At 32.3% G+C, this 14,439-nt stretch carries 15 protein-coding genes; 7 read left to right on the forward strand and 8 right to left on the reverse strand.

Annotated elements, in window-relative coordinates:
• Nucleotides 1-24 precede the first annotated feature (24 nt).
• A complete protein-coding gene (gene asnS, locus ACIQ16_RS00450; RefSeq protein WP_396148047.1) occupies nt 25-1,473 on the reverse strand; it encodes an asparagine--tRNA ligase in 1,449 nt (482 codons plus the stop codon).
• Between the two features lie 132 nt (nt 1,474-1,605).
• Between asnS and ACIQ16_RS00455 the strand changes: the two genes are divergently transcribed.
• From ACIQ16_RS00455 to ACIQ16_RS00465, 3 genes are read left to right on the forward strand one after another with little or no spacing between them, the layout of a single operon-like run.
• On the forward strand, nt 1,606-1,821 hold the full coding sequence (locus ACIQ16_RS00455; protein ID WP_291242970.1) for an addiction module protein: 216 nt from the start codon (nt 1,606-1,608) through the stop codon (nt 1,819-1,821).
• Nucleotides 1,821-2,123 (forward strand): type II toxin-antitoxin system RelE/ParE family toxin, encoded by a 303-nt coding sequence (locus ACIQ16_RS00460; protein ID WP_396148048.1) that lies wholly within the window; start codon nt 1,821-1,823, stop codon nt 2,121-2,123. The genes ACIQ16_RS00455 and ACIQ16_RS00460 overlap by 1 nt, the downstream gene beginning before the upstream one ends.
• Nucleotides 2,124-2,174: 51 nt before the next feature.
• On the forward strand, nt 2,175-3,191 hold the full coding sequence (locus tag ACIQ16_RS00465) for an NAD-dependent epimerase/dehydratase family protein (RefSeq protein ID WP_396148049.1): 1,017 nt from the start codon (nt 2,175-2,177) through the stop codon (nt 3,189-3,191).
• 61 nt (nt 3,192-3,252) lie between these two features.
• Here ACIQ16_RS00465 and frr read toward each other — a convergent pair whose 3' ends face one another.
• Both frr and pyrH read right to left on the reverse strand, forming a co-directional pair.
• Entirely contained in the window at nt 3,253-3,816 is a 564-nt protein-coding gene (gene frr / locus ACIQ16_RS00470; protein ID WP_396148050.1) for a ribosome recycling factor, read from the reverse strand.
• 66 nt (nt 3,817-3,882) lie between these two features.
• Nucleotides 3,883-4,590: a UMP kinase gene (pyrH, locus tag ACIQ16_RS00475; RefSeq protein WP_353079415.1), complete on the reverse strand. Its 708-nt coding sequence runs from the start codon at nt 4,588-4,590 to the stop codon at nt 3,883-3,885.
• A 141-nt stretch (nt 4,591-4,731) separates the two neighbouring features.
• Between pyrH and ACIQ16_RS00480 the strand changes: the two genes are divergently transcribed.
• Entirely contained in the window at nt 4,732-5,322 is a 591-nt protein-coding gene (locus ACIQ16_RS00480) for a thioredoxin family protein (RefSeq protein ID WP_396148051.1), read from the forward strand.
• Here the strand turns inward: ACIQ16_RS00480 and truB are convergent.
• From truB to ACIQ16_RS00500, 4 genes are read right to left on the reverse strand one after another with little or no spacing between them, the layout of a single operon-like run.
• Complete coding sequence (gene truB / locus ACIQ16_RS00485; protein WP_396148052.1) at nt 5,288-5,992, reverse strand: tRNA pseudouridine(55) synthase TruB; 705 nt, start codon at nt 5,990-5,992, stop codon at nt 5,288-5,290. The genes ACIQ16_RS00480 and truB overlap by 35 nt on opposite strands.
• On the reverse strand, nt 5,992-6,801 hold the full coding sequence (locus ACIQ16_RS00490) for an undecaprenyl-diphosphate phosphatase (protein WP_396148053.1): 810 nt from the start codon (nt 6,799-6,801) through the stop codon (nt 5,992-5,994). Before ACIQ16_RS00490 ends, truB begins: the two co-directional genes overlap by 1 nt.
• A gap of 56 nt (nt 6,802-6,857) precedes the next feature.
• A complete protein-coding gene (locus ACIQ16_RS00495) occupies nt 6,858-7,103 on the reverse strand; it encodes a DUF3098 domain-containing protein (RefSeq protein ID WP_353079584.1) in 246 nt (81 codons plus the stop codon).
• A 43-nt stretch (nt 7,104-7,146) separates the two neighbouring features.
• Nucleotides 7,147-8,022, reverse strand: coding sequence for a cell division protein FtsX (locus ACIQ16_RS00500; RefSeq protein WP_396148054.1), 876 nt, complete (start codon nt 8,020-8,022; stop codon nt 7,147-7,149).
• 159 nt (nt 8,023-8,181) lie between these two features.
• On the opposite strand from ACIQ16_RS00500, the gene ACIQ16_RS00505 reads away from it, so the two are divergent.
• The 3 genes from ACIQ16_RS00505 (at nt 8,182) to ACIQ16_RS00515 (ending at nt 12,915) form a co-directional block, all read left to right on the forward strand.
• Complete coding sequence (locus ACIQ16_RS00505) at nt 8,182-11,319, forward strand: leucine--tRNA ligase (RefSeq protein ID WP_396148055.1); 3,138 nt, start codon at nt 8,182-8,184, stop codon at nt 11,317-11,319.
• An 81-nt stretch (nt 11,320-11,400) separates the two neighbouring features.
• Complete coding sequence (locus ACIQ16_RS00510; protein ID WP_396148056.1) at nt 11,401-12,069, forward strand: hypothetical protein; 669 nt, start codon at nt 11,401-11,403, stop codon at nt 12,067-12,069.
• Between the two features lie 144 nt (nt 12,070-12,213).
• The gene (locus tag ACIQ16_RS00515) at nt 12,214-12,915 is read left to right on the forward strand and encodes a zinc metallopeptidase (protein ID WP_353167879.1); all 702 of its coding nucleotides are present in this window, start codon (nt 12,214-12,216) and stop codon (nt 12,913-12,915) included.
• A 64-nt stretch (nt 12,916-12,979) separates the two neighbouring features.
• On the opposite strand, the gene ACIQ16_RS00520 is transcribed toward ACIQ16_RS00515, so the two are convergent.
• Nucleotides 12,980-14,341 carry a saccharopine dehydrogenase family protein gene (locus ACIQ16_RS00520; protein WP_396148057.1) on the reverse strand — a complete coding sequence of 454 codons (1,362 nt, stop codon included), beginning with the start codon at nt 14,339-14,341 and terminating at the stop codon, nt 12,980-12,982.
• Between the last annotated feature and the right edge of the window lie 98 nt (nt 14,342-14,439).

Raw genomic sequence — 14,439 nt, forward strand, 5'->3', positions numbered from 1 at the left:
AAACTTTAAACTTGAAACAAATTTTTAGAACTCTGCGTTATCTGGTGTTCTTGGGAAAGGAATTACGTCGCGAATGTTTGTCATACCTGTAACAAACAACACCAATCTTTCAAAACCTAATCCGAAACCTGAATGCACCGCTGAACCAAATCTTCTGGTGTCTAAGTACCACCATAATTCTTCTTCATCAATACCTAATGCTTTCATTTTTTCAATTAAAACATCTAAACGTTCTTCACGTTGCGAACCACCAACAATTTCTCCAATGCCTGGAAATAAAATATCCATAGCGCGTACGGTTTCTTTTCCTGGTTCGGTTCCGTCATTTAATCGCATATAAAATGCTTTAATTTTAGCTGGATAATCAAATAAAATTACCGGACATTTAAAATGTTTTTCGACTAAGAAACGTTCGTGTTCTGATTGTAAATCAGCACCCCATTCGTCAATTAAATATTGGAATTTTTTATTTTTATTTGGTTTCGAATTTTTAAGAATATCAATTGCTTCAGTATACGAAACACGTTTGAAATTGTTTTCTAAAACAAAATTTAATTTTTCTAACAACGCCATTTCGCTACGTTCCGCTTGTGGTTTGTTTTTTTCTTCTTCTAATAAACGATTTTCTAAAAACTTTAAATCTTCAGGACATTTATCTAACGTGTATTTTATTACATTTTGAATAAAATCTTCCGCTAAATCCATATTCGCAGCCAAATCATTGAAAGCCACTTCTGGTTCAATCATCCAAAATTCAGCTAAGTGACGTGATGTGTTTGAATTTTCCGCACGGAAAGTAGGTCCGAAAGTATACACTTGACCTAAAGACATCGCATACGTTTCTGCTTCTAATTGCCCAGAAACCGTAAGATTCGTTTGTTTTCCGAAAAAGTCTTCTTTGTAATTTACTTTTCCATCTTCTGTTCTTGGCGTATTATCAAAAGGTAAAGCCGAAACTTGAAACATTTCTCCAGCACCTTCAGCATCAGAACCTGTAATAATTGGTGTATTTACATACACAAATCCTTTTTCTTGAAAATAGTTATGTACCGCGAAAGACAACGTAGAGCGAACACGCATAATCGCACCAAACATATTGGTTCGGGTACGCAAGTGTGCATTTTCTCTTAAAAAGTCTAAACTTGGTTTATTTTTGGGTTGTATTGGGAATTTTTCCGCATCAGAATCGCCTAAAATTTCAAGTTTGGTCACTTGAATTTCAACTTTTTGTCCAGCACCTTGACTTTCTACTAAAGTTCCAGTCACAGAAATTGCAGCACCTGTAGTAATTCGTTTTAAGGTTTCTTCAGGTGTGTTTTCAAAATCAACCACACACTGAATATTATTAAGTGTTGAACCGTCATTTAGCGCAATAAATTGATTGTTTCTAAACGTTCTTACCCAACCTTTTGCGTTTACTTCTTGTAACGTTTTTGTATTTTCTAATAAATCTATAATTCTGATGTGCTTCATAATCTCCAAATGTTCATTTAAAATGCAAATATAGGGCGAATTTTTGAGTTTTAGAAATACGAATTTTAGATAAATTTATAATTAAAATTAGGTAGTATTTTATATATTTGTCTCTAAATAAATATTAAAATTATGGATATCGCAACAAGAAAATATAATTTTATACAAGAAGTTTTTTCAATAGAGAATGAAACATTTGAAAAATTAGAAAAAATTTTAAAAAAAGAAAAAGCTGGTAAAGCCAATATCCCTTTGGAGCATAAAATCGAATTAGAAAAACGTTTGGATGCTTATAAAAAAGACCCTGATAACGTTTTAAGTTGGTCAGATGTAAAGGAAAAATGGTAATGAAATATGCATTAAAATTACTACCAATCGTTTATAAAGATTTGCAAAAAGCAAAAAAATGGTACACCACAATTAATGCAGATTTAGGAGAAGATTTTAAAAATAAAATAAATCAGGAATTCGAATATATAAATCAATATCCAAAACAATATCAAAAAAAACATTTGGACATTAGACAAGGATTTGTTTCCCGATTTCCATATACCATTTACTACATAATTGAAGAAAATAAAAAAACGATTTTAATAATTGGTGTTTTAGCGCAAAAACAAAGTTTTGAAAAAATTGCCAAGAGAATGTAAACCGCTTTATAAAAGCGGTTTTTTATTTCAATTTTTCACTAATTTTACAAAATGATATTAGTTACAGGCGGAACAGGTTTAGTTGGTTTTCATTTATTATTGCAACTTTCTCAAGAAGAGAATGCCATTCGTGCAATATATAGATCGGAGAAAAAACTTCTACACATTAAAAAATTATTCGAAAATGAAAACAAGCTTTCGGAATTTGAAAAAATTGATTGGGTTAATGCCGATATTTTAGATATTCCTGCACTTGAAACTGCTTTTACTTACGTTTCTTATGTATATCATTGTGCGGCGATGGTTTCTTTTAATCCAAAAGATGAAGAAAAACTATATCAAAACAATATTGTTGGAACCGCAAATGTGGTGAATTGTTGCTTGTCTTCTAATGTAAAAAAATTATGCTATGTAAGTTCAATTTCGGCATTAGGAAACGGAACGGAACATAATTTATTGATAAATGAAGAAACGGAAAGAAACAACGAAGCCGTAAGAAGCGATTATTCTATTTCGAAATTTGGCGCAGAAATGGAAGTTTGGCGTGGTTTTCAAGAAGGATTGGAAGTAGTAATTGTAAATCCGGGTGTAATTTTCGGGAATGGATTTCCAACAGAAGGCAGTAGTTTATTTATTCAAAATATAAAAAACGGACAATTATTTTATACGCAAGGTAAACTTGGAATTGTAGCTGTGGAAGATGTGGTAAAAGCTATGACGACTTTAATGAAAAGCACCATTTCTGGAGAACGCTTTATTTTAGTTGCCGAAGATGTAACTTACAAAGAATTGTTTGATAGTATTGCAGCTAATTTAGCTTCGAGAACCTCAGCAAACAAAATAAAAAAACCAAAATTTGAAATAAAAAAGTGGCAATTGCAAATTATTCGAATCTTTGAGTTTATTTTCACAACCCTGTTTTTCAGAAAACGAATGCTCACAAAAGCAACCATAAACGCATTATATAACTTAGAAACTCACGATACGACTAAAATTAAAAACGCTATTGATTTTGAGTTTTTAGATATGAAGGTGTATTTGAAAACGTTGATAGTGAAAATGAAATAAAAAATCCAAATTCCTTTTACATATTGGAATTTGGATTTTTAATATTGAAAGTTATTTATTATTATACTTTCATAATTTCAGCTTCTTTAGCTACAAAAACCTCATCAATTTTCTTAATAAAAGCATCTGTTAATTTTTGCACTGAATCTTCAGCAATTTTACAAATATCTTCAGATGTTCCCTCTTTTTCTTCTTTTTTGATGTCGCTATTGGCGTCTTTTCTGGCGTTTCTGATACCTACTTTGGCATCTTCTGCTTCTGCTTTGGCTTGTTTTACCAATTCGCGTCTTCTGTCTTCTGTTAAAGCGGGAATACTAATGATAATATTATCTCCATTATTCATTGGATTTAACCCTAAATTAGCAATCATAATCGCTTTTTCAATAGGTTGTAACATCGCTTTTTCCCAGGGTGTTACTGTTAAAGTTCTTGCATCCACAGCTACAACATTTGCCACTTGAGCCAATGCCGTTTGCGCACCGTAATAATCTACAAAAACACTACCTAACATTTGCGGAGAGGCTTTTCCTGCTCTAATGTTTAAAAATTCTTTTTCTAAATGCGCTACCGAACCATTCATAGATTCTTTTGCGCTATCAATAATAAAGTTAATTTCTTCTGTCATTTTATTTATTTTAAAATTCCAATATAATAAATTCCAATTTCGTAAATCGTAAATCTAAATTCGTAATTAAATTGTTACTGTTGTTCCTATCGTTTCTCCGTTACAAATTTTAAGTAAATTTCCTTTTTTGTTCATATCAAAAACAATAATCGGCAATTTATTTTCTTGACTTAAAGTAAATGCTGTCGTATCCATTACATTTAATCCTTTGGCTAACACATCATCAAAAGTAATGGTGTCATATTTCACGGCGCTTGGATCTTTCTCTGGATCAGCTGTATACACCCCATCCACGCGAGTTCCTTTTAAAATTACATCGCAATTTACTTCAATTCCTCTTAAAACTGCTGCCGTATCTGTAGTAAAATATGGATTTCCAGTTCCGGCACCAAAAATTACAATTCTACCTTTTTCAAGGTGTCTTGTTGCTCTTCTTTTGATATAAGGTTCTGCAATGGCTTCAATTTTTAATGCGGTTTGTAAACGTGTTGGCATTCCTGCATCTTCTAATGCCCCTTGTAACGCCATTCCGTTAATTACAGTGGCTAACATACCCATATAATCGCCTTGTACGCGATCCATTCCGTTACTTGCACCTGCTACACCTCTAAAAATATTTCCACCGCCAATTACAATGGCAATTTCTACACCTTGGTCGTGAATTTGTTTGATTTCTGAAGCATAATCTGCTAAAGTTTTCGGATCAATTCCGTACTGTCTTTCGCCCATTAAGGCTTCTCCACTTAATTTAAGAAGGATTCTTTTGTAACTCATTGTGTTATTTTTAGTGTTGCAAATATAATTATTATCTGCTATCAAAAAAACAATTTAATTTAGAAACTCCAATTCTATGTAACATATAATACACAATTGCTCATTATTTATTTTTAAATTTGTAAAAACAATTCATCCGTTATGAAATCTATCATCCAATCTGCTTTACAAAATAGTCATTCTTATACTGAATATCGAAATATTGTTTCGAAATTAATTAGCGAAGGAAAATCGACAGGAAAGGAACAAAGTGCGGATTTATTACACTATTCGGAATTGAATGAAGTACGAATGAAACGCTTAGAAAAAACACAAAAATTAGATGGCGAAGTAGAAAAAATGCTACAAAATTTGAAATCAAAACAAACTTGGTTAGTAATTTCAGAAGGTTGGTGTGGCGATGCGGCTCAGATTTTACCAATTATCAAATTAATGTCTGAAGCTTCTGAAAAGATTGAGTTGAAAATAGTGTTACGTGATGAAAATGACGCTTTGATGAACCAATTTTTAACTAATGGTTCAAAATCAATTCCGAAATTATTGATTTTAGATGAAGCATTTAACTTAATAAATCATTGGGGACCAAGACCAGAAGGCGCAAAAAATCTAATAATCGAGTATAAAGCAAACCGCGGAATTGTAGATGAAGCTGGAAAAATGGCGTTACAAAAATGGTATTTGGACGATAAAGGGATTTCTACAATGAAGGAGATTGTTGCAATCCTTCAATAAAAGCCTCCGGTTCCGTAGCGTTTTCCACCGAATAATTTCCGATTTTTGTTCTACGAAGCGCGGTTAAATGACCTCCTGATTGTAAAGCCAATCCAAAATCGTAAGCAATGGAGCGAATGTACGTTCCTTTGCTGCAAACAATTCTAAAATCTATTTCGGGTAAGTCAATTCTGGTAATTTCAAATTCGGAAACTGTTACTTTTCTGGTTTTTATTTCTACTTCAATACCAGCACGAGCAGATTCGTATAACCTTTTTCCGTCTTTTTTAATGGCTGAAAAAACTGGTGGTTTTTGATCTATTTCACCAATAAATTTTGGTAAGGTTTCGTATATTAAAGCTTCTGAAATATGTTCTGTTGGAAAAGTGGCGTTAATTTCTGTTTCTAAATCATAAGAAGGCGTTGTGGCGCCAACTGTAATGGTTCCAGTATATTCTTTAGCTTGACCTTGTAATTCTTCTATTCTTTTTGTGAATTTTCCCGTACAAATTAGTAATAATCCAGAAGCCAATGGATCTAAAGTTCCCGCGTGACCAATTTTGAATTTTTTGGGTAATTTTAATTCCTTTATTAATCCGAATTTTAATTTATTTACGGCTTGAAAAGACGACCATTTAAGTGGTTTATCAATCAATAAAATTTGTCCTTCTTGGTAGTCTTCTGCTTTCATTATTTGTATAAATTAAAGTACGCTAACAATAGCATTCCTGCAATAATTCTGTACCAACCCCAAGGTTTAAATCCGTATTTTTTAATGATTTCAATGAAAAATTTAATAGCTAAAACTGCTACAACAAACGCAACTAAATTTCCAATTATAAACATTTTAGTATTGTCTTCTGTTTTCAGAATTAACTCGAAACCTTTTAAACCACTTTTATCATAGGTTTTCAAAAACACCGAATAACAAGTAACCGCTAACATAGTTGGCACGGCTAAAAAGAATGAAAATTCCGCTGCCGCTTGTCGACTTAGCCCTTGTTGCATCCCTCCTATGATACTGGCAGCACTTCTGCTTGTACCTGGCATCATAGCTAAACATTGCCAAAAACCGATAGTAACTGCTTTTTTTATAGTGATGTCTTCTTCTTTATGAATGGTAGGATTTTTGAAAAATCGATCTACAAATAGTAAAATTATTCCTCCAATAATTAATACAATTGCAATAGGTGTAGGATGTTCTAAAACAGCTTCGATTTTATCATCAAATAATTTTCCCAAAATTAAAGCAGGAACAACTGCGCAAGCCAATTTAATAAAGAATTGCAACTTCGAAAAATCAAAAAACTTTTTCCAATACAATACAACCACCGCCAAAATGGCTCCAAATTGTATAGAAACTTGAAATAATTTTACAAATTCTTCTTTTTCAATTCCGAAATAAGAACTGGCAAAAATCATATGTCCTGTAGAAGAAACCGGTAAATATTCTGTAATGCCTTCAATAATGGCAATGATAATAGCTTGAAGTAAATCCATTTTTTAGATTCTTAGATTCTTAGATTCTTAGAAACACAGAATCTTAAAAATATAAATTAATTTTCAGATTTCGACTTCTTTAAAATCGAATAAATTGTAATTCCGAATCCGATTAATACAACTGTTGGCGCTAACCTAATTCTTCTGAAACTATATACGTCTTCATTAAATACATTTGGATTTTCGTTGGCACCACCGCTCATTAAAATAAATCCTAAAGCAATAACCACTAATCCGATAATTAATATTTTATAATTGGTAGCACTGAATAAAAATTCGGGCTTTTTTGTGTTTTCTTTCATATAAATTTTATAAAAATGCTATTTACTATTTACTTTTCAGAGATTAATACAAATCGTCTGTTCTTAAATTTAAGAAACGAGTGGTTGCAAAATACGTACTCAACCAAGTAATAATAATACCGATTAACAATACGCCAAAAGCTACAATACCAATAGAAGCGTAATCTTTTGCAATTCCTAAAGTTGGAAATAAACCATCAATATAAAACGCTAAAATAACCAATCCAATAATCGCTAAAACGGCACCAATTATCCCTAATAAAATACTTGTTTTGATAAATGGTTTTCTGATAAATGTTTTTGTAGCACCAACCATTTGCATCGTTTTTATGGTAAATCGATGTGAGTAAACCGACAAACGGATCGAACCGTTAATTAACAACATCGCTACAAAAGTTAAAACTGTACTTATAATTAAAATCCAAAAACTAATTTCAGACACATTTTCGTTAACTAATTCTACCAATTCTTTATCGTAAATAATGTCAGAAATATTGCCATTTCTTTTAAAATTATTTTCTATTTTTTTAATCTCTTCTTTAGTTACATAATCACTTTTTAAATGAATATCAAAAGAATTTTGTAACGGATTAAATCCTAAAAACTCCATAAAATCCTTACCAACTATGTCTGGATTGTTTTTAGCCGCTTCTTCTTTGGTTACAAAATCGTACGATTTGATAAATTTTGAATTTTTCAATTCGGTATCAAATGCATTTAGAATCGTATCATTCGCTTCGTCTTTAAAATAAACACTCATTGGAATGTTTTCTTTAAAATCGTTCGAAATTTTTTCAGAATTTATTACAAACAAACCTAAAGTGCCTAATAAAAACAGCACTAAAAAAATACTAAAAACTACCGAAAAATAAGAAGAAATTAATCTTCTGCGTTGATATTGCTCAAATGATTGTGCCATAAGTTTACTAATTATGCTGTAAAAATAGTAAAGAAATTTTGTTTACACAGAATATAACAACAAAGTTTTAACATTAGTATATAAAAATGTAAATTTGCACCTTATTTTTCGGTTAAAACCGATAATAAAAAAACAGAAAATAGACTATAGAAAACAGAAATGAAATATTTCCACGAAAAAATCGAAGCCAAATGGCAACACTATTGGGCAAAAAACCAAACTTTTGCTGCATCTAATCAATCGGAAAAACCTAAATACTATGTATTAGATATGTTTCCGTATCCTTCGGGAGCTGGATTGCACGTGGGGCATCCGTTAGGTTATATCGCTTCAGATATTGTTGCACGTTATAAAAGACATCAAGGATTTAATGTATTGCATCCGCAAGGTTACGATTCATTTGGGTTACCAGCTGAACAATATGCGATTCAAACTGGGCAACATCCTGCAGATACGACTCGAATGAATATTGAAGGTGGTGTCGATAAATCGGGAAATAGTATTCAAGGATACAGAAATCAATTGGATAAAATTGGATTTTCATTTGATTGGAGCAGAGAAGTTCGTACCTCAAATGCAGACTATTACAAGCATACCCAATGGATTTTCATTCAATTATTTGAATCTTGGTACAATAAAAACTCTGATAAAGCGGAAAGCATTTGCACCTTAATGCAAGAATTTGAGAAAAACGGAAATACGCAAGTAAATGCCGTTTGCGATGATATCATCACTTCGTTTTCTGCAGCCGAATGGAACGCTTTTTCATCGGAACAACAACAAAAAATCTTATTACAATATAGATTAACCTATTTAGCTGAAACCGAAGTCAATTGGTGCGCGGCTTTAGGAACCGTTTTAGCGAATGACGAAATTGTAAACGGCGTTTCAGAACGTGGTGGACATCCTGTAGTTCGTAAGAAAATGACCCAATGGAGTATGCGAATTTCAGCTTACGCGGAACGCTTATTACAAGGTTTAAACGATATCGATTGGAGTGAATCTATCAAAGAATCACAACGAAATTGGATTGGAAAATCAGTCGGAGCTACAGTTAAGTTTCAAGTTTCAGGTTCCAAGTTTCAAGTTGAAGTGTTTACGACGAGACCTGATACGATTTTCGGAGTTACCTTTATGACATTGGCACCCGAACACGAATTGGTAGCACAAATTACCACTCCAGAACAAAAAGCCGCGGTGGAAGCCTATGTAGAAGCAACCGCAAAACGTAGTGAACGTGAAAGAATGGCCGATGTAAAAACCATTTCAGGGGTATTTACAGGTGCGTATGCCGAACATCCTTTCACAAAAGAACCCATTCCGGTTTGGATTGGCGATTACGTTTTAGCGGGTTACGGAACAGGTGCGGTTATGGCGGTTCCTTGTGGCGATGAGCGTGATTTTGCTTTCGCGAATTTCTTCAAAGGAACACACGGAATGCCCGAAATAAAAAATATTTTCAACCAAGATATTTCAGAAGCAGCTTACGGTGAAAAAGGCGTATTCGAGTTGGTAAATTCGGATTTTTTAAACGGATTAGATTATAAAAACGGAACGAAAAAAGCCATCGAAGCTTTAGAAGAAATAGGTGCAGGAAATGCCAAAGTAAATTACCGCTTACGTGATGCCGTTTTCTCTCGCCAACGTTATTGGGGCGAACCTTTCCCGGTATATTATGTGAATGGTTTACCACAAATGATTGACAAAAAACACTTGCCAATTGTATTACCAGAAGTAGAAAAGTACTTACCTACCGAAGACGGACAACCGCCATTAGGAAATGCAACCGTTTGGGCTTGGGATAGTGTTCAGTGTTCAGTGGTTAGTAATCAGTTAATAGATAATATAAAAGTTTTCCCATTAGAATTGAACACGATGCCGGGTTGGGCAGGTTCTTCTTGGTACTGGATGCGTTATATGGATGCGCAAAATGAAAATGAATTTGCAAGCGAAGAAGCTCTAAAATATTGGGAAAGCGTAGATTTATACATTGGAGGAAGCGAACACGCAACCGGACATTTATTGTATTCTCGTTTTTGGAATAAATTCTTAAAAGACAGAGGTTATGCACCAACCGAAGAACCGTTCAAAAAACTGATCAATCAGGGAATGATTTTGGGAGATAGTGCTTTTGTGAATAGATTAGGATTTAATATAGATTTTGGTTGCGAAGAAATTATTGCAGGAGTAAAAGCAACAGTTAGTTATAAAATCTGTTCATTGTTGACAGAATTTGAAAAAGATCAATTAGCAAAACTTCAAGAAGAAGTTAAATTTATTAAAAATTATTTTTTATCTGAAGGAATTACTAATCATTTCAAAAGCATTAATAATCAAAATGAAGTAAGTATAGAAAAACGTGAAGAAATTAAATCTGTTTTACTATCTGATTTCTATGAAAAGTTAAATAATTTAAATTTAACTGATAAAATTAAAATTAATTTTAAGCCTTTAGAAAGTAATTATAATTTCATTAAAACCCATTCATTAGTTGATTTCGTGAATTTAAAAAATGAATTAGATATCAATAGTTTTATGAATTGGTTGCCAGAATTTAATAATTCAAATTTTATATTTGAAGAGAATGGAACATTTATCGTTACTCGCGAAGTCGAAAAAATGTCGAAATCAAAATACAATGTGGTTTCACCAGATGATATTTGTGAAGAATACGGAGCTGATACACTGCGTTTGTACGAAATGTTTTTAGGGCCATTAGAGCAATCTAAACCTTGGAACACAGCAGGAATTACAGGTGTTTCTGGTTTCTTGAAAAAATTATGGCGTTTGTATTTTGATGACAACGGTTCGGTTATTATAAACGATGAACCTACAGCAGAAATGTACAAATCGTTACATAAAACCATTAAAAAAGTAACCGAAGACATCGAGAATTTCTCCTTCAACACCTCGGTTTCTCAATTTATGATTTGCGTAAACGAATTGCAACAATTAAAATGTAACCATCGAGCTATTTTAGAGCCTTTAGCCATTTTAGTTTCACCTTATGCGCCACATATAGCAGAAGAATTATGGAGTGCTTTAGGTCACGAAGGTTCTATTTCAACAGTAGCTTTTCCAAAATTTGAAGAAAAATATTTGGTTGAATCTGAAAAAGAATATCCAGTTTCGTTTAATGGAAAAATGCGTTTTACGATTAAGTTACCTTTGGATTTAACCGCCACTCAAATTGAAGAAATTGTAATGGCAGACGAACGCACACAAGCACAATTACAAGGCAGAACACCAAATAAAGTGATTATTGTTCCTGGTAAGATTATTAATTTAGTGGGATAAAGTTATTTTAACAAATTATTAATAGATTTTAGCTTTCCTGATTTTAATTTTGTTAAAATAACATTTAAATAATTAATCAAAATGAGAAAATTTATACTTTTAGTGGTTTTGGTTGCTTTTCAATTTGGAACGGCTCAAGAAAAAAATGAAGAAAACAAAAAAAGTAATGCAGAGGCTACTTTTTACATTGGAGTTAATGCGCATATTCAAGACAATTTAAATCTTAATAGAAATTTACAAGCATCAAATGTTGTTCTTTTAGATAACAGCCCGGCAGAATTTATTTTTGGCTTTAATGTTTTTGGGAAAAAATATTCTTCTGATTTTGAATTTGGATTTGGAGAAAATAAAAAAGAGAATTTATCATCAAAGAATAAGAATATGCATTTTACGGGACGTATTCGCTTTCATTATAACCTGATTAATAAGACTAATTTTGCATTTACTTCTGGGTTAAGTTTAGCAGGAACCTCTTCAGAAGTAGATTTATATTCTAAAAATAATACCATTGATTTTAATAATTTAAATCCCAATACAAATGGTGGGTTATTATCTATAAGAAATCAAATGTTTTATGCAGGACCTTCTTTATCAATTTACCTATTTAAAGATAAATTTTATAAATTCAGATTGAATTGCGCTTATGAACTGGCTTTCACCAATGGAAAATGGAAATCTGATTACGGAAATATCGCAAATTCAATTAATGAAAGAAATAATAATCGTTTTGTAGTTGGTTTAGTATTTTAAGACATACGAATAAAATGTAATCGATAATACAAATGGCATTTTTTACATTTGTCTAAAACAAACAAATGTCAAACTGTCATTTTTTATATTTGGCTCATAATTTGATATTAATTTAGTAACTTTAAATTTTTAAAATTAAATACTATGTTTGATTTACCTTATATGATTTTAATTGGAGCAATTGCTCTTTTTAGTTGGTTAGTAAGTTCTCGTTTAAAAAGCAAATTTGAGCATTACTCGAAACTTACCTTAAGAAATGGGATGTCTGGTGCCGAAATTGCAGAAAAAATGCTTGCTGATCACGGAATAAGTGATGTAAAAGTGATTTCCACTCCAGGAAGATTAACAGACCATTACAATCCTGCTGATAAAACAGTAAATTTGTCAGAAGCCGTATATAACCAACGAAATGCAGCAGCTGCAGCAGTAGCCGCTCACGAAGTTGGACACGCGGTACAACACGCACAAGCCTACGAATGGCTAACGATGCGTTCTAAAATGGTGCCAATGGTTAATGTGTCGTCAAGTATGTCGCAATGGTTAATTATGGGTGGAATTATTTTAGGATTCGCTTCAAAATCTGGAATTGGCTTTTATGTAGCAGTTGCAGGTTTGGCCTTAATGGCTGTGGCAACAGCATTTAGTTTTATTACTTTGCCTGTTGAATATGATGCAAGTAATCGTGCTTTGGCTTGGTTGAAAAACAAAAATATGCTAGGTCAAGAAGAATATGCTGGTGCCGAAGATTCTTTAAAATGGGCTGCCAGAACGTATTTAGTTGCCGCTTTAGGTGCTTTAGCTTCTTTATTATATTGGGCATATAGAATATTAGGATCCAGAGATTAATTCTTAAAAACCTAAAATAGTAAATCCAAATTTCGGAACAATTTCGGAATTTGGATTTTTTTATTTAATTATAGTAATCGTATCCAAAATAAGGCACATCAAATTCTTTAAAAACTACGCCATACTGTTCTAACTCTACTAAAATTGGCAGATACACTTCTTTTGCGGTTGGTAATTGTACGCCAGTAGTTGATATTTCTCCGTTTAATATTTTCAAAGTGGCAATGGCTACGGGTAATCCCACAGTTTTTGCCATCGCTGTATACGTTTGATCGTCGCCCAAACAAACCATTGTTGAATCAATTTGTTTTTGCTCACCATTAATTTCATAACCTATTTTATGATACATCACAATCATATCTTTATCTTCTGGTTGTAACGTCCATTTATACGACAGTATTTTTTCCAACATTTGAGCTGGAGTCGCATTTTTTAAACCTGTAACTACAGATTTACTAAACAAATCTAACTCTAAAAGTTTGTCCCAAATTACATCATCTTGATCAATTTTTAATTGATGTCTGAATTTAATTTCCACAGAGTCCGTTGGGTGATAAGGCAAAAATAAATTTACAAAATCGCGATTACTCATAAGTTCAGAATCATCAATAATATAGGTATCATCTGTCATACCTAATTGCACGAAAACATCCCAAGCTTTTGAAAAACCGACTCTTCTTATAGTTCCTCGATAACAAGTATCTACTGCATCTAATCCATAAACCTCTCTATATTTTAAAGAATCTCTATTGGCGTATGCTTCAAATCGTCCAAAACCTTCTACTTCTAAAAATTCGGTTCTTCTAAATAATTTATGATAAGGAATGTACTTATAAGTGCCTTCTTGTATGAATTTTGCCGCGCCGCCTTGACCCGCTAAAACGACATTTCTTGGATTCCAAGTAAATTTATAATTCCACAAATTGGTATCACTTTCAGGAGCTACTAAACCGCCACAAAAAGATTCGAAAAGAATAATTTTTCCGCCTTTACTTTTAATGTCGTCCATAATTTTCATAGCACTCATATGGTCTATTCCTGGATCTAAACCAATTTCATTCATCAAAACAATTTGGTTTTCTTTAGCTTGAAAATCTAAACTTTTCATTTCTTCACTAATGTACGATGCAGTAATCATATTTTTTTTATAGAAAACGCAGTCTTTAGCTACCTCAATATGAAGATGAGCCGGCAACATTGAAATAACAATATCCGCTTGTTGAATTTCTTGTTTACGTTGTTCGTCATTACAAACATCAAAAGAAATGGCACGTGCATTTTTATGGTTTCCCGTTTTCTTATTGGCTAATGCTTCTGATAAATCAGCTATGGTAAGTAGCAAATTTTCAGCTTCTGATTTATCTAATAAATATTTTATAAGTGAAGAGGCAGATCGACCTGCTCCTATGATTAATATCTTTCTCATTTTACTTTAATATCACACGAAGGTAATGAAATGTTATATTTCTAAAAAATAAAAACGAGCATTTATAAAAAAATTTGAATTGAAGTTTATTATATTTG

Source organism: Flavobacterium sp. (genome assembly GCF_044360715.1).
Classification (GTDB): domain Bacteria; phylum Bacteroidota; class Bacteroidia; order Flavobacteriales; family Flavobacteriaceae; genus Flavobacterium.